Here is a 15,935-nt window from a genome sequence, read left to right on the forward strand (position 1 = left end):
ATGTCACTCAAAATCTCATCACCTGGTGTGATCCTGCTCTTCAAAGGGCGGGGCATTGTGAGTGGCCTGATCCGGCTGCAGACCCGCAGCGTGTACAGCCACGCGGCCCTGCTTTACCCCGACAACCACACCCTTATCGAGAGCTGGCAGGGGGCCGGGGTACGGAAGAAAACCATCACCGACTGGGAGGGCGTGGATGCCTTCATTGTGCCCGGCATGACCGAGGCCCAGTGGAAGCAGGCGTTCCGGTTTGCGGAGGCGCAGATCGGCATGGGCTATGACTACCGATCTGTAGCGCGGTTCGTGTCACGTGTGTCTGCCCGGGAGAATGAGCGTTGGTTCTGTAGCGAGCTCGTGTTCGCCGCCCTGCACCATGCCGGGGTGGATCTCCTGGCCCGCATCCCAGCCGCAGAGGTGGCTCCAGGGCACCTGGCCTGGTCAACGCTCATGCAGCCCGTGCAGCTCTCCACCATCTGACCTCATGGCCTGGATCACTCTCACTGATGAAGACTTGAAACGCCGCCTGGCCGCGGCGGAGTACACGGCGCTGCTCAATGCGGCCAAGCAGGCCAGCCAGGATCCCGCAGATCTGGTGGCCGAGGCCATAGAAGAGATCACCGGCAAGGTGCGTGGCTACGTGGCAGCCTGCCAGAAGAACACCCTGGGCGATGGCCAGACCATCCCCTCCGAACTGAAGGCCAGCGCCCTGGCCCTGGTGCGTGACTACCTCTTCACGCGCCTGCCCCAGATGGGCTCCCTGAACGACGCCCTGCGCCAGAAGGAAACAGAACGTGCGGTGGACGAACTCCGCGATGTGGCGGCTTGCAAGCTGGCCATTGTGCCGCCCCAGACGCCAGACGTGGAGCAGGCGGGGGGTCCCGCCATCAAGCTGGTGAAGAGCCGGCCCACGATTGCCAGCCGCAAGGACACCAACGGACTCCTCTGAACAAATGGCCCTCTCCATCAAAGCCCAACCCATCAGCCAGGCACTGGCCCGCGCCGCAGAGCGTGGCCTGATGCCGACTGCCCTGGGGACGGCCCAGATCCGGGACCAGGTGGCCCAGCAGATCGTGCGCAATGCGGTGTTCAGTGCCCGGACGACCAATGCCTTCTACGTGCAGTTTCTGAAGGCGGCGGTGGAAAGGCTCCTGCAAGGGGGTCGAGGTAATGACTGGCCGCAGATCCGGCTGGAGCTGCGGATGCTCCTACAACGACTGGGCTACACACCGGAGAAGGGATTCCCTGGCGATGCCGCCCGGGGCGTGCCTCCTGCCGAGCCTGGCAGCCTGCGTGACCTCTCCTCTGACCTGCGCCTCAATCTGATCCTCAAGACGCAGGAGGAGCTCATGCGTGGAGCAGCTCTCCGCGCCCGTGGTCTGGATGGTTCGAGGGTTGATCAGTTCCCAGCGTGGGAACTGGTGCGACTGATCCCCAGGCAGGTGCCCCGTGGGTCCCGTGACAGTCGCACGAAAGGCTGGCCCCAACGGTGGGTCGAGGCCGGTGGCGAGCTCCGCAAGGGTCGCATGATCGCGCTCAAGACGGACCCGGTCTGGGATGGCCTGGGTGATAGTGCCACCTTCAGTGACGCCTTGGATGTCTCGCACCCGCCCTTCGCCTTCAACAGCGGCATGGGCTGGCGGGAGATCCACTGGCGAGAGGCTCGTGAGCTGCTCGATACGCCATCACCCAGCCAGGTGGCCCGCCAGCCTGAGCAGGCACAGAAGGTGCCAGCCACCAAGCCGGAAGCGGTGATCCCGAAGAGCAAGTTCAGTGTGCGGGGTCTGGATGATGACCGTCGCGCCCGGCTGGCAGCGGCTCTGCGCAAGAGTGAGGCAAGGCATGGGGTGATCACCTCTGCGACCGTCTTTTCCATGGGAGGGCCAGTCGATGCTTGAAATCACCATCAAGATCGATGACACGGTCACGCAGGCCCTGAAGTTCCTCCTGGGGGATTTGACGGATTTGAAGCCGCTGAACAAGAGGATCGCGGATGCTGCTGAGGTGGTGACTCGTGAGCACATCCTCTTTCGTGCTGCCCCCACCCGCCATACGACTGCCGACCGGCTGGGAGCACAGCCCACGGGATACCTCATCCGGAGAGGCAACGCGATAGAGAGTGCGAGCAATGCGGAGGGGGCCACGGTCACCCTGGGCGGTGCGCCTGAAATCTTCGCCCGGGTGGAAGGGCCTGTGACCATCAAGCCTGTTAACTCCAAGTACCTGACCATTCCCGCCAGTGCCCAGGCCTACGGCCGCCGCGCCCGCGAGCTCCAGGGGCTGAAGCCGATCCGCCTGGGACGACACCTGGCCCTGGTGGAGGAGAGCGACAGCGGCCGACCCATCAAAGGCGACAAGTCTGGCCGCAAGATCGTGGTGCACTACTGGCTCAAGGAATCGGTCACGCTGCCCCAGGACCGGGGCCTGCTGCCGAGCGAAGAGCAATACACGGTGGCCGCTGAGGGGGCGGCGGCTGACATGCTGCGAGAGGACCTCGCCCAACTGCAATCTTGAATCTTGATCATGAGCAACACCTGGAACGACGATGTGATCAGCCTCCTGCAAGAGGACGTGTACGGCCGCTTGGCCAACGATGTGTTCTTCAGCGACATCCCTGTGCTGCTGGCTCGCAAGGGGCTGGTGGACAGTGACGTGGAACTGGCCCTGAGCGGGCTCAATGAGAAGGATGGCAAGGCAGGCTCCTGCGTGATCGTGCTGATGCCCGAGGTGGATGCGCCAGAGGGGGAATCTCCCGGGCCGGTCATTGAGGTGGTGCAGTCCTTCCAGGTCATTGTGCGGCCGCTCATCGCTGATGACACTGCCAGCGGTGGCGTGGGGAAGAACGCCGAACAGATCGGGGTGAACGTGCTCAACCTCCTGCACCGCTATGTGCCCCGGCGTGTGGGCAACGTCCTCACCGCCGACAAGAAGCCGATGCGGCCGCTGCAAGCCCCAGTCCAAGGGGAGGTGCACTACCTGGTGGTGCTGCGACTGCGCACGGGGCTGGACCGCGTGAGGAAGGTGATGGAGCCGCAGATCACCCCGGGCGAAACCATCACCCTCACCTGTGGCACTGCTGGAGCTGAGATCTACTGGACGGCGGACGGCTCCTATCCCGGTCCCGCCAATGAGGCGGCCACGCTCTACAGCGGCCCGATCACGCTGCCCCCGGAGACGGTGTTCCCCATCGACTTCCAGGCGGTGGCCTACCTGGAGGGGATGATCCCCTCCGACTGCAACTGGGCCCCCATCGCTGACGAATAAGCCCACCCCAACCACCCACCTCCCACCTACTAAAAGTTATGTCTAGAACCGATATCTTGCGCGGCCCCGCGATCATCCAGTACCAGGCCCAGACCTTCTACTCCCAGGGCGACATCACGGTCACGCTGGGCCGCGAAACCTTCGCGGTGAACGTGGCCAACTTCGGCAAGGTCGACGACCGTGTTGACCAGATCATGCACCAGATCAGCTTCACCCCTGCGGGACAGTGGGCGGCCCTGGGCGTGCTCTTCCCCTATGCATCGGCGCTCATTGGGTCCAGCGTCTTTGGCGCAGACAAGACAATCACCATCTGGACCATCGATGGCAAGAAGCGTGTGTACAAAGCAGGCGCGGTGACCAAGATGCCGAACATCATGCTGGCGGCCACGAGGACGCTGTTTGGCGATGTGCAGTTCACCTGCCTGCATGCGGAGGCCAGCGCCTGGGCTGACGCCAACTCGCTCTTCACCGACAGCACCGAGGCCTACCCGGGCGATGCCGCCTTCAACGCGGCCCAGATCATCACCCAGCCTTACACCTGCTCATGGGGTGAGGATGCGCCATGGGACAGCTTCCAGACGCAGGAAGGCATTGCTGTGGAGTTCAACCTCCAGCTCAACCCGGAGACGAATGATCACAAGGGCCTGTTCGACTATACCTTCCAGTCCCTGGATGTGTCGGCGAAGTTCATCCCTGACGGGGTGACGCCCGCACAGGTGCTGGCCCTGCTGAAGCACCAGGGCGCTGGGGCCGTGCGTGGCGGGAGTACCGCGACCACCAACAAGCTCAAGATCGCAGGCACGGGTGTGTTCGTCTCCCTCAGTGGAGCAGCTCCGATCCTGGGCAACGAGGCCTATGGTGCGAGTGTGCGCCGGGTGGGGCAGATGGAGTTCCGGGCCACCCGCACCTTCACTGGCGGAGTGGTGGATCCGCTCTTTGTGGTGGGGACGGAAGACCCTGATGAAGAGGGGGCCTGACAGGCCCTGACGCAACGCCTCTTGCAAGGCCCCTGCAATGACCCGCCACCATGGCCAGCCTCAACGACTACAGCGCCCGCAGCTCCTCCAAGTTCCAGGCCGCCAGTGCCCGACGCACGGCGACCTGGAAACAGAAGGATGCGGGGCGTGCGTTCGCCCGGGCGAGCCAGCGGCAGAGCGGGTTGTTTCTCAATGCCTCGCGGAGGCAGAGCGCTGAGATGGCCCGCAGGTCACCGGGGGGGCTCTTCCGCCAGGCGTCGCAGCGCCAGAGTGAGGCCTTCATCGCGGCCTCCCAGCGGGCCTCTGCGGAGATGGTGCGACGGTCCCCTGGCAACCGCTTCCAGGAAGCGAGCCAGGCCCAGAGCAACCGCTTCCTGGAGGCCTCCCGCAGGCAGTCGGCCGAGCTGCTCCGCCGCTCGCCAGGCCGGGGGTTTGTAGAGGCATCGAGGGAGCAGTCTGCGGACATGATGAGGCGGTCACCAGGGCCAGCTTTCCAGCAGGCATCCCAGGCCCAGAGCGGCCGCTTCGTGGCCCGGTCCCAGGCGCAGGGGGAGCAGATGGACCGGCAAGCTCCCGGGGCTGAGTTCGTCCGCAGATCCCAACAGCAGAGCGCGGCCGCAGACCGGGGCAAGGCCCTGCCGGCCGGCCGCTCACGACGACCCCGCAATCTCCACACCATGCCCATGGCCCAGATGCGGGCCAGCCAGGCGCGGACCCGCCAGACGACCAGTGCCGCAAAGCAGCAGATGCAGCAGGTCCGCATCAATGCCCCACGGTAATTTCCTCGTTAGCCACCCACCCCTTCATCACCACCCACACCCTCCCACTCTATGCGCGTTTACATCGGCACCTTCTACCTCGCTGGCGATCCCGCCCTGGGCGAGCACCGGAGCTCCTCCTGTGGGGAGTTCAACATGACTCCCCGCAGAATCCAGCAGCAAGTCGAAGGCTGGCAATGGGAGGTGCCCCAGTTCGCGGACCGGGGCAACCTGGCCCAGCAGGTGGAGTTCGACACCATCCGCCGTTTCGACAGCTTCGCCGAGGTCCATGAGTTCATGCGGTCGATCTCGACGGCCCATGCCTGGGAGGGCACCGTGACTTTTCGCGAAGACGGTCCCATGCCTGGCACCTGGACGGAGTTCGACATTGCCAACTGCATCATCACCCCGCCGGTGATGTACCCGATGGGAGTGAGCCTGCGACTGCACTACAGCATCCTGGGCGGGGCCATCTCTCCCAACCGCACCGGCGTCTGGGGAGCCCGCATCACTGAGGGCGACGAGGAGCGCGAGACCGAGGACGGCGGCATCCGCGTGCAGGAGGACGAAGCCTGACCTGGCCCGAGCAGCTCCACCCACAGCAAGTTTCCACCCATAACCACAAGCCAACCCAACCTGAGAAACCCATGATGAAACACCTCCTCAAACCCACCCTGCTGGCCGCCAGCCTGGCTCTGGCGTTTTCGTTCGTCGCCCCTGATGCCCATGCCCAACCCCCCAAGAAGATCAGGGACCTGACGGCCGCCAGCTCGCTGTCTGGCACTGATATCTTTGAGGTCACGGTTGACCCAGACGGCACCCCCGCAAGCCGCAAGGCGACGATCACGCAGATCGGTGAATGGCTGGACAGCGTGACGATGACGCTCACTGGCAAGACCATCGATGGCGGCAGCAACACGCTCTCCAACATCGGTCAATCATCCATCACCAACCTGGTGAGTGACCTGGCGGCCAAGCAGGCGGCAGACGCCACGCTGACCGCCCTGGCTGGGCTTACCACGGGCGCGGACAAGCTGCCGTACTTCACGGGCTCTGATGCTGTTGCCACCGCCGACTTCACGGCCTTTGCCAGGACCCTCCTGGATGATGCCGACGCCGCCACGGCCCGGGCCACCCTGGGCATCACCAGCCCCCAGGAGAGCCTGACGGCCGTCGTGGATGCCAGTGGCAACGACAGCACCGGCACCGTGGGTGACCCGAGCAAGCCGTACCTGACGATTCAGGCTGCACTGGATGACCTGCTTGCAGCGCCGTCCACCTTTGAGATGCGGACTCTTCGTGTGCGGACGCTGGCGGCCACCGAGAGTGTGACGATCCAGGAATACCCTGGGTATCTGTTCCTGGACCTTCTGCCTGGCTACAGCAACATGGGCAACTTCTCTGAGTTGACTGTGACGTGGGACGCTGGTGGGGGGCACTCCATCAATCTGTATCTGCGGGGGGAAATGGGGAACCTCACGGCTCCAGGCCAGTTCGTGAATCTCGTCGGGGTGGAGCAGGCAAAAGTGCAAAACATCGTCATCACTGATGGATCGCTGGCGGAGAGCAATGCGGGTGGGAGCCTGCAAGCAGCAGGGCCATTGTTGCTGTCAGGTAACATCTACGGGTACGGAGCAGCCGGTGATATGTCCACCCCAGGCGTCCCCGGCAAGTCCGTGAATCTAGGAAATGACGTAAAATGGACTGGCGGCGGCAACAGCATCCAACTGGGTGGAGGCAGTGATGGCGGGGCTGGTGGTGGCTCGGCTGGGACGGTCACCATCAGTGGCAACGCATCCGTGGGTGGACAGAACAGCAACATGTTCTTGATCTCCAACCTCGACTGGAACACAGACGCCAAGACGGGCATCGTGCAGTACAACCGCACCTCCACGGACACTCTGACGGCGACATCCACCCAACTCGGTGGCTATGTCGAGCTGCCGATGCCCGGGGTGTATCTGCTGTTTGGCCACGTCAATCTCCAGTTCGCCGCTGCCACATTCTCCAGCTCGCGGACCATGACCCTCAAATTCCGCCGCATCAACAACACGGCGGCGGATGTGGGCGGCCCGTCTCTGACGCTTCCCACCCAGATCACGAGCTCGCAGACCCGATCCCTCGGCTCCTGCATGATGCCGCTGGGCATCTACGTCACGCCCCGCTCGGGTGATCGCATCGCCATCTTTGGCGATGTGTCTGTGGTGCCCAGTGCTGGCTCTGCCGATGTGGTGGGGCTGAGCATCACTTCATTCAAGGCCAGCTGACCCTGTTGACTCCTCACCCCTCCACGCCCCGTGCCCTACGTCATCAAGCTCACCACTCAAGCCGACACTGCCGCCCTGAAACAGGTGACGCAGGGCCTGGAGGAATCTGCCAAGGCCGCTGAGGCGGCGGCAGATGGGATGGAGAAGGTGGGTGACAAGGCCACGGAGGCGGAGGGCGCGATCCAGCGGGCGGCCAAGGCGACCAAGGACTGGAACCAGCTGGCCAAAGAAATGGGAGCAGTGGCCGGGTCGCCCCTGGCCAGGGCTGCGGGGGATGATGAGGATGACCTCGACAGCTTCCTGGAGGGGATGAACGGGGGCGAGGGTGACGTCTCTGCCGCGGAGCGGAATGCTGAGCTGAAGGTCAACCGGGAGACGGCCAGGCAGGATGCCATGCAGCGGGCCGCAGAGGCCATCGCAGCGGCCAAGGAAAAGACTGAAGAAGCCCTGGCCGAGCGGCGGCAACGCCGGATGGCGGAGGAGCAGCAGGCGTCCGATGAGGCCATGAAGTCCGGGGCCATGCGCATGGCCGCATGGGGCACGGCCGTCTTCGCCGCCGGTGCGGTGGCGAGGTCCGCCTTCCGGGGGTTTCTGGATCAGAACCCAGAGGTGGAGAAGAGCATCAGCCGCCTCGCGGCCGTGGCCCAGACGGAGCTGGGGCAGAAGTTCACCACGGCGGTGGAGTGGGCCTTCGGTGCGAACGCCGTGAGCAAACTGGAGAGCTTCTCCAAAATGATGACGGGCGCCGCTGATGTGGTGGAGGCCATGGGCACGGCCTCGGCCACCGTCCGCGAGACCACCTTTGCTGAAGTGCTGCAACAGGAGTCCGACGCGATCGACAGGTGGAAGGGCAAGATGGATGAGCGCACCGACTACCTGAAGCGGGAGCTGGAGCACGCCAAAGAGATGAGGAAGCTCATGCTCCAGCAAGACCTGTCCGACCTGGAAAAGGCAGACCTGCCAGAGAGTGAGAAGACGGCAAAACGCCGCCAGCTCCAGCGTGATGCGGGCTGGGATGAGCTGCAAATCAACGATGCGGCAAGGGCACGTGATGAGGAGAAAGTCACGGCCAAAGCGACCCAGGCCGGGGAGGCCCAGGCAGAAGCAGAATACCGGCTGAAGCAGGCCCAGGAACTGGTGACCAAGCTGGAAACCAAGCGCATGGTCGAGGGGGAAATCACTGAGGGGAAGGCGGCTCTCTTCGCCTCGCCGAGCATCACGGATGCGCTGAAGCCAGGGGAAGTGGCAGCTGCGAAGCAGGAAGTGAAGAAGCAGATCGCCCGGGACCAAGATAGACTCAATAAGATCAATGACGAAGCCAAAGGCATCTTCAATGATCCGAATCTCCCCGATGAAACGAAGGACCAGCTGAGGAGCATCGACGACCAGGTGGGCAAGGGAGAATTACCCTTTAAGGAGGCGATAGAGAAATACCGCCAGGTCCTGGAGGGATTGCGCCAGGCGGACAAGCAGGCCAAGGAAAACGGGAAAAAAGTGGCTGACGAATGGCAGAAGACCGTGGACCGCAATGTGCAGGACCGGGCCAACGAGGGAGAGCAGTGGCAGGAGAGGTCGGGCATGGAAGATGACAAGGCGGCGCAGCAGGCCGAGCAGCAGCGAGCCCAGGAAGATATCGGCGAGGCCCGCCAGGAGTTGGAGGCGACCGACAAGTCAGTGACAGAAGATGCCAAGAATCTTGTGGAAGGGCTCAAGGCCCTGGAGGCCAAAAAGCGTGGCATCGACGACGCCACCGCCGACGCCATGGCGCGATTGGCTGCCAGCATCGAAGATGGGATTGCACCGCAGGAACTGCAAAAGGTCCAGGATGTCCTCAATAACATGGGTGGTGAAGTGGCGAACGGCTTCTCCGCCATGGCCAGCGCCATGTCATCTGTGGCACTCCGGCTGGAGAGCTCAACGAAGGACCTCAACGCAATCAAGTCCCGTCTGGAGGCCCTGGAGTCATCCGCGAGCGCCCAACGGTAAACACACCTCAGCACCATGGCAATCGAATGGCTCATCAATGACGAGACCCCAGAACACTGGGGGGTGACGCTGGGCACCCTGACCCGCAACAACCAGGCGGTGGACGTGCTGTCCCTGCCCATCAATCGGGCGGCCGATGCGGTGATCCCTTTCGACTACGACCAGGTCATCACCCTGAAACGCGATGGCGAGCCGTACTTCCGCGGGCGGGTGATGAGCCGGGTGGTGAGCGGCGAGTCTGCGGGCGATGGCATGACCATCGAAGTGGGCGGCCCGTGGTGGGAGCTCTCCCGCATGCCGTACGTAGTGCTGACGCTGAGCGTGGAGGAGACTCCCGAGAAGACCTACCGGCTGCGTAGCAACATGTCTGGCGGTGTGCGCCAGACGAGCCTGCAAATGATCCAGCAGGTGTTGGACTATGCAGTGGGCAAGGGCTTGGGCTTTCAACTCCAGGAGGAGCCGTATGTGCTCTCATCCTTCAAGCCGCCGCGCACCACGAAGCAGGACCGCCGCTGTGATGAGCTGATCCGCAGTGCCCTGACGGCCCACCCCGATACGGTGGTGTGGTTTGACTACAGCACTGAGCCCCCCACCTTCCGGCTCACGACGAGAGGGGACGAGGGAACAACCATCAGCTTCACCAAAGGGGTGCCCCCGTTGCGGGCGGTGAACCTACAGCCCCGGCCGGATCTGGTGCCTAGTGGCGTGGTGGTGCGCTACGAGCGCAGCGGCACGGCCGTGAGCACAGATGGGAAGCGGCCCGCTGTGTTGGTGGATGCGTACCCGCCGGAATCGGAGCCAGACGTGCTGGATGCCATCGCCATGACCATCACCCTCAAGAAGGGTGAGCACGCGCTGGCAGGCTATGCCCAGCGGCTCTACACGGCCTTCTCCGTGATGCCCTGGGAGGGTGGCGTGCAGCTCTGGGCGGCCGATGGTGTGACGGGCCTGCACCCGGGGCAGAGCCTCAACATCACGAGCGACCAGGCGAGCTGGGCCACCATGGGGGCGATGGTGCAGACGGTGCAGGAGAGCCTGGACAACGGCTTCGTCAATGTCTCTCTGGGCCTGCCCCAGTACTGCGGCTACAAGCCCACGATCTGGACGATCACCCGCCGCCAGCATGAGGACCAGCGGGTGGATACCATCGACAGCGGGGAGACGGAGGAGTATGCGCCAGAGTTCGAGGAGACGGTACCCTCAACGGGCCTGACTGTGTATGCAGCCGACGTGAACGTGGACACGGGGACCTGCCAGATCCGGGTGTCGCCCGGATGGGTGAGCGCCTCGCACCTGGGCACCGAGGAGGACGAGATACCGCCCACGCTGGACACCACGGAGCTGGACTTTATACCGCCACCCTACATTGCCCTGGGCAAGGGTGGCACGGTGACGGTGTGGCTGGAGCTGGAGATCACCCCGACCATGACGGAGATGACCTTCACGGATGCCGAGGGGGAAGAGGTGGTGGAGTTCCGCCCTACAACACCGATGACCTTCGACCAGTGCCGCATCGTCTCAGGCTCCATGCCTGATGAGCAGATGTGGGACCTCGACTACGAGACGGGCGAGGTGAACCTCACCCTGAAGCTTGCCCTGGCCATCGGCAGTGCCAGCTGGCCCGTGGATCAGGATGGACCGACTGTGAACCCTGAGAACGACGGCAATGTGGTGATGCTCCTCATCCCCCCAGGCGGGCTGATCCGCGTGCGAGCCTGACCCCTGACGCCCATGCTGGACGAGCTGCTCTACGCTGAGATTACCGCTGCCGACCTGCTGCGGGAGTGGTATCCGACCCCGCCACTGTGCGTGCCGCTGGCTACAGGGGAATGGCGCGCCCAGTATGTGCACATGATCTTCGTCTACCAGATCAGGAACTGGGAGGACGATGAAACGCCACCGGCATGGGAGACGCTCGGCGTGACTGTGACCGATATCTTCCCGCTGCCCTTCTTCCGCCTGGCCAGGTTGCTGCGGCGCAAGCAGAAGCTCACCGAGGAGAGCGACATCGTGGTCACCACGCAGAGGGAGCAGGTGCGTTGGCGCTGGATCTGGCAGGTGGGTGACCATCCCATGCACTGGAACATGGTGCACATCAGGTGGCGCTATGAGGAGCGGCTGACGGTGAATGGTGCACCGAGCACCACGTGGGGTGACACCAACGAACACTGGTGGAAGGGCGCTGTGCCCGAGGGCTATGACCCTGGCATCAACACGACCTGGCCAGGGACGGACTGGGAAGAGACGCCCCTACCCGCAGTCCCTGAGCCTGCCGACCCTGGAGTGGGGATCACCAATTCCAACGAGGGGCAGACCTGGATGGACTGGGTGTGGCCGCATCGTGATGTGATCGCGCTGTACCCGCACTACCCGTTTGACGGGAGCAACTCCCTGTTTGCCCCTGGCTTCATTCCTGGGGCCTACGAGCCCGAGCACATCTATGGCCGCCCCAAGTCCAACGGGGTGTTCTACGGCCGCCCACCGACCCCGCCGTGACGTCTTGCAAGGGCCTTGCAAGGTGGGTGGGTGAAGGCTGCGAAACTGGAGCCGTGACGTGAAAGTTTCTCAGATCTCTGCAATTCTTTCTCAGATCGTTTGCGGCGTTACTCCTTTCACCTTTTTTGGAGCCCTGTACCCGCCGGGCCCTCCAGGTTCATGAGTCAATCACGGCTCTCCCGTGCCCCCCCACTACGTCGCGCGCCCCTGACAACAATCCCTTGGCAGACACAGCCCCCCCGAACCCGGAGGGTTCACCATGAATAGCCACAGGTCGACCGAGCCTAGCGAGGGCTACCTGTGGATTCATCGCCCCGACGATCTACCGCGGAGCGGTAGGCCCATCATGCTGCCGCCCTCGCATGACCGTCCCGCTATTCACGACATCCGTCATTCGGACCCCATTGGCGTACCGCTCCGCGGTACAATGCGCACAACCGCTTTCCATGGGTAGTCCTCGCTCCGCTCGGCCGACCCATGGCTACGCATGGCGAACCCTTCGGGTTCATGAGATAACTCGAGCAAAAGAACCAAGAACCAAGAACCAAGAACCAAGAACCAAGAACCAAGAACCAAGAACCAAGAACCAAGAACCAAGAACCAAGAACCCCTAAACCACATCCGTGTTCACCACATCAAAGCACGCGATCTCCGGCGGACACATGAAACGCACATGGTACTGGATCGTGCCGATCCCCCGGTTCACATACAACCGGATGTTGTCCACGTCATAGAATCCGGCCTGGAACTTCACCCCCCAACTGGGAAGGCGCAGGGCACCGATGCCGGGAAGGCGAATCTGCCCTCCATGGGTGTGGCCGGAAGCCTGAAAGACGATTTGTTTCTCCCCCGCCAGATGACTGGCGTAGTCCGGCTCATGCACCAGCATGAGGGTCCGGTCGTCCGGCCTCAACCCCTGGGAGGCCACCGCCCAGTTGGGCCGACCACCCCAGACGCTCTGCAGCCCGGTCAGCACCACCTCGCCTCCAGCGCAAGGCACCCGCGTGTGCCGGTTCACCAGTACGTCAATGCCCTGTTTCACCAGGATGTTCTGAATCCGCCCCGGTTGGTGCCAGTGATCATGATTGCCCAGGCAGGCGAAGACGCCGCAGGCGGACTGGAACCCACCCACCACCTGGCCAAATTCCTCGAACTTGTGGCTGGTGTTGGAGATGTAGTCTCCCGTCAGCATGATGATGTCCGGCTTGAGGGCATTTGTCCGCCGCACCACCTCCGCGAGGTATGCCTCCTCAAACAGGGGGTCAAAGTGAAAGTCCGTCAGGCTCACCGCCCGGAACTTCGCCGGAGCCCGACTGCCCAAAGCCAGACGCACATCGTGGCGATCCACTGTCACGCGATGGCGCTCAATGAGAGACGAGTAGCCGTAGGTCGCACCGCCCCCCATGATCATGGAGGGAGCTGCCAGCAGCCGAAACCGCTTCAGGAAGGCGCGTCGCTTTTCGCTAAAGGGGGTTCGAGGATCAGCGTTCATGGGGTTCCCACGCAAAAAAGTGTATTCTGGGTGCGGATGAGGAGCTGACGACCATTCACCGCATAAGAAGCCAGCGACTTCTGACCCAAGGCATTGGTGGAAAGCAGCTCCAGTTGGCGGCTCGCTTTGATGACGTAGCCATTGCCCAGTTCATCCTGAATGTAGATTTTGCCATCCGCGTACAAGGGCGAGGCCGAAGTCGCCCGAGCCACCCTCTCCTGCCAGAAGAGCTTGCCGGTCTTGGCCTCAAAGCACGAAACAATGCCGTTGTCCGCGACGGAGAAAAGATCTTCCCCCACGGCCAGCATGGAGGGCGTCAGCGGAGCCCCTTTCTCCATGCGCCAGACCACATGAGTTCCGGTGACATCGCCCTTGCCATCTGGACGAATGGCCAGGCCGGTGGGCCGGTCGTAGCCCGTGCTGAGGAACACCAGGCCCTGCGCATAGATAGGCCGTGGCACCACGGAGTAGCCTTCGTAGCTGACCTTCCAGATCTCGCTTCCGTCTTTGGGATTCAAAGCGCTCACCACATTGCTGCCGGGAGAGACGAGTTGCTTCTCCCCCTTCACCTCGATCACCAGCGGGGTGGAAAAGGAGAACGTTTTCTTCGCCCCGGCCGTGCGATCCGTCTTCCACTTCATCTTGCCAGTGCGCTTGTCCAGCGCCACAACAAAGGGGTTGCTGGCCGCATCCGCAGGAAAGATGAGCAGATCATCCACCAGCACCGGACAAGCTCCACCACCGTGTACCGGACTGTAGGTGACTTGCTGGTTCTTCCATTGAACGTCCCCTTTCGTGTTCAGGCAGGCGGTGCCGAAATGGCCAAAATGAGCATAAATCCGGTCACCTTCCAGGACAGGGGTGGGGCTGGCGTAGCTGTTCTTACCGTGAATGCCAAAGGTGTGCGGATCCTTGATGACAAACACCTCCCGATCCCAGATCGTTTTGCCATCCGTGGCGTTCAGAGCCATCACCCGGAGCGAGAAGGTATCGTGCGGATCCGTGGAGTCCTTGGCCCCTACGGCATTAGTGAGATACACCACCCCATCTCCCACCACAGGGGATGACCACGCTCTGCCGGGCAGGTCGGCCTTCCACGCGATATTCTCCGTGGTGGACCACTTCACTGGCAGGCCGACGGCATCGGAGGTGCCCTGCCGCGTCGGCCCGCGGAACTCAGGCCAACTGGCCTCACCGGCGGGCGCTGACCAGGCCAGCGAAGTGCCGGCGACGAAGGAGAGGGTAAGCACAGCGCGGGTGAAGGTCATAGTCGGGCAGGGTCGGCTCTGGCAGATGAGTTAAACGGCGATCTCGGCCTTGATGGCCGGCCACGGGTCGTAGTTTTCCAGGGTAAAGTCCTCGAACTTGAAGCCATCGATGTCGCGCACCTCGGGATTGATCTTCATCACCGGCAGGGAACGCGGCTCGCGCTCAAGCTGCAATCGCGCCTGATCGAGATGATTGGCATAAAGGTGAAGATCGCCAAAGGTGTGCACAAACTCTCCGGGCTGCAGATCACAGACCTGTGCCACCATCATGGTAAGCAGCGCGTAGGAGGCGATATTGAAAGGCACCCCCAAAAAAAGATCCGCACTCCTTTGGTAAAGCTGGCAGCTCAGGCGGCCCTGATCCACAAAGAACTGAAACATCAGATGGCAGGGCGGCAGAGCCATCTCCCCAATCCGGGCCACATTCCAGGCACTGACGATGTGACGGCGGGAATAAGGGTTCTTCTTGATGCTGGCAATGACGTCCGCAATCTGGTCGTGCACCAGCCCATCCGCCCCCTGCCAGCGACGCCACTGTGCACCATAGACGGGGCCCAGGTTGCCCTCCTCATCCGCCCACTCGTCCCAGATCGTGACCTTGTTCTCGTGGAGGTACTTGATGTTTGTGTCCCCCTTCAGGAACCACAGCAGTTCATGAATAATGGAGCGAAGGTGCAGCTTCTTGGTGGTCAGCACGGGGAACCCGGCGCTCAAGTCATACCGGGACTGCTCGCCAAATACGGAATAGGCCCCCACGCCGGTGCGATCCTGGCGGAAGTTGCCATGCTCCAGAACTTTCTTCAACAGGCGTTGATATTCGAGCATGAGTAAGAGTGCACAGATGGGCTGAGGTTGCAACGATTAGACGGCAACATGTCCCGGATGCTCGCAGTTTCCCAAACAAACTTTTGGGCTCCGCTCAAAATTCCCCCGTCCTCTCAGTCTCCAGAAGCAGACCGTACCCGGCTTCTTTGCTTCTTCACCTCACTGCGCTGGTGCTTGGTTTTCAAGATCCGCTCCTTCAGTCCCCGCGGCCGTTTGCGGTTCTGGCGCTTCTTTTTCTCCACTTCGTTCCGCCTTTCCAGCTTCACGGCAGCGAGCCTCTCCTCCAGCTTCGAGCACAACTCCTCCCGCGCGACCACCCGGTTCAGGCTTTGAGATCGCTCCCGTTGACAGCGAACTTCCAGGCCGGTCGGCACGTGTGTGAGCACCACGGTGGAGGAGGTTTTGTTGATTTTCTGCCCCCCCGCGCCCGTGCCACGGATGAAGGTCTCCTCCAGATCTTCCTCCCGGATGCCCAGTTTGAGCATTCGCTGGTGGAGGGCGTTGTCGTCTGGAGCGGCCATGGCAGAATCTACCACCATGTAGGAGGATGAAAAGACGCTTGTTCTTCGCCTCCTGAAATGCGAGACCCCGGCCTGCCGTGGGCA

Annotated in this window: 16 protein-coding genes; 12 read left to right on the forward strand and 4 right to left on the reverse strand. The window is 62.7% G+C overall.

What is annotated here, in order from left to right; all coding sequences use genetic code 11:
* The 12 genes from VSP_RS24720 (at position 1) to VSP_RS24775 (ending at position 11,745) form a co-directional block, all read left to right on the forward strand.
* Positions 1 to 477 (forward strand): C40 family peptidase, encoded by a 477-nt coding sequence (locus tag VSP_RS24720; RefSeq protein ID WP_009964069.1) that lies wholly within the window; start codon positions 1 to 3, stop codon positions 475 to 477.
* 4 nt (positions 478 to 481) lie between these two features.
* Positions 482 to 946, forward strand: a complete 465-nt coding sequence (locus VSP_RS24725) for a phage protein Gp36 family protein (RefSeq protein WP_009964071.1) — start codon at positions 482 to 484, stop codon at positions 944 to 946.
* Positions 947 to 950: 4 nt separating this feature from the next.
* Positions 951 to 1,895: a hypothetical protein gene (locus VSP_RS24730; RefSeq protein WP_009964072.1), complete on the forward strand. Its 945-nt coding sequence runs from the start codon at positions 951 to 953 to the stop codon at positions 1,893 to 1,895.
* Positions 1,888 to 2,511, forward strand: a complete 624-nt coding sequence (locus tag VSP_RS24735) for a hypothetical protein (RefSeq protein ID WP_009964073.1) — start codon at positions 1,888 to 1,890, stop codon at positions 2,509 to 2,511. Before VSP_RS24730 ends, VSP_RS24735 begins: the two co-directional genes overlap by 8 nt.
* 9 nt (positions 2,512 to 2,520) lie before the next feature.
* Positions 2,521 to 3,261: a chitobiase/beta-hexosaminidase C-terminal domain-containing protein gene (locus tag VSP_RS24740; protein WP_009964074.1), complete on the forward strand. Its 741-nt coding sequence runs from the start codon at positions 2,521 to 2,523 to the stop codon at positions 3,259 to 3,261.
* Between the two features lie 38 nt (positions 3,262 to 3,299).
* Positions 3,300 to 4,238, forward strand: coding sequence for a hypothetical protein (locus tag VSP_RS24745; RefSeq protein WP_009964075.1), 939 nt, complete (start codon positions 3,300 to 3,302; stop codon positions 4,236 to 4,238).
* Positions 4,239 to 4,288: 50 nt separating this feature from the next.
* The gene (locus VSP_RS24750; protein WP_009964076.1) at positions 4,289 to 5,017 is read left to right on the forward strand and encodes a hypothetical protein; all 729 of its coding nucleotides are present in this window, start codon (positions 4,289 to 4,291) and stop codon (positions 5,015 to 5,017) included.
* Between the two features lie 51 nt (positions 5,018 to 5,068).
* Entirely contained in the window at positions 5,069 to 5,572 is a 504-nt protein-coding gene (locus VSP_RS24755; RefSeq protein ID WP_009964077.1) for a hypothetical protein, read from the forward strand.
* Between the two features lie 71 nt (positions 5,573 to 5,643).
* Positions 5,644 to 7,263, forward strand: coding sequence for a hypothetical protein (locus VSP_RS24760; protein WP_009964078.1), 1,620 nt, complete (start codon positions 5,644 to 5,646; stop codon positions 7,261 to 7,263).
* A gap of 30 nt (positions 7,264 to 7,293) precedes the next feature.
* The gene (locus tag VSP_RS37300) at positions 7,294 to 9,249 is read left to right on the forward strand and encodes a hypothetical protein (protein WP_009964079.1); all 1,956 of its coding nucleotides are present in this window, start codon (positions 7,294 to 7,296) and stop codon (positions 9,247 to 9,249) included.
* 15 nt (positions 9,250 to 9,264) lie between these two features.
* Entirely contained in the window at positions 9,265 to 10,968 is a 1,704-nt protein-coding gene (locus VSP_RS24770) for a hypothetical protein (protein ID WP_009964080.1), read from the forward strand.
* A 12-nt stretch (positions 10,969 to 10,980) separates the two neighbouring features.
* Positions 10,981 to 11,745: a hypothetical protein gene (locus VSP_RS24775; protein ID WP_009964082.1), complete on the forward strand. Its 765-nt coding sequence runs from the start codon at positions 10,981 to 10,983 to the stop codon at positions 11,743 to 11,745.
* Between the two features lie 610 nt (positions 11,746 to 12,355).
* Here VSP_RS24775 and VSP_RS24780 read toward each other — a convergent pair.
* The 4 genes from VSP_RS24780 to VSP_RS24795 all read right to left on the reverse strand — a co-directional run bounded on the left by VSP_RS24780 (position 12,356) and on the right by VSP_RS24795 (position 15,869).
* Positions 12,356 to 13,237 carry a metallophosphoesterase gene (locus VSP_RS24780; RefSeq protein WP_009964083.1) on the reverse strand — a complete coding sequence of 294 codons (882 nt, stop codon included), beginning with the start codon at positions 13,235 to 13,237 and terminating at the stop codon, positions 12,356 to 12,358.
* A complete protein-coding gene (locus tag VSP_RS24785) occupies positions 13,234 to 14,505 on the reverse strand; it encodes an outer membrane protein assembly factor BamB family protein (RefSeq protein ID WP_009964084.1) in 1,272 nt (423 codons plus the stop codon). Before VSP_RS24785 ends, VSP_RS24780 begins: the two co-directional genes overlap by 4 nt.
* 30 nt (positions 14,506 to 14,535) lie before the next feature.
* Positions 14,536 to 15,330, reverse strand: a complete 795-nt coding sequence (locus VSP_RS24790) for a thymidylate synthase (RefSeq protein WP_009964085.1) — start codon at positions 15,328 to 15,330, stop codon at positions 14,536 to 14,538.
* Between the two features lie 113 nt (positions 15,331 to 15,443).
* Positions 15,444 to 15,869 (reverse strand): peptide chain release factor family protein, encoded by a 426-nt coding sequence (locus tag VSP_RS24795; RefSeq protein ID WP_009964086.1) that lies wholly within the window; start codon positions 15,867 to 15,869, stop codon positions 15,444 to 15,446.
* Positions 15,870 to 15,935 lie beyond the last annotated feature (66 nt).

The organism is Verrucomicrobium spinosum DSM 4136 = JCM 18804 (assembly GCF_000172155.1).
In the GTDB taxonomy this organism is placed as follows: Bacteria; Verrucomicrobiota; Verrucomicrobiia; order Verrucomicrobiales; family Verrucomicrobiaceae; genus Verrucomicrobium; species Verrucomicrobium spinosum.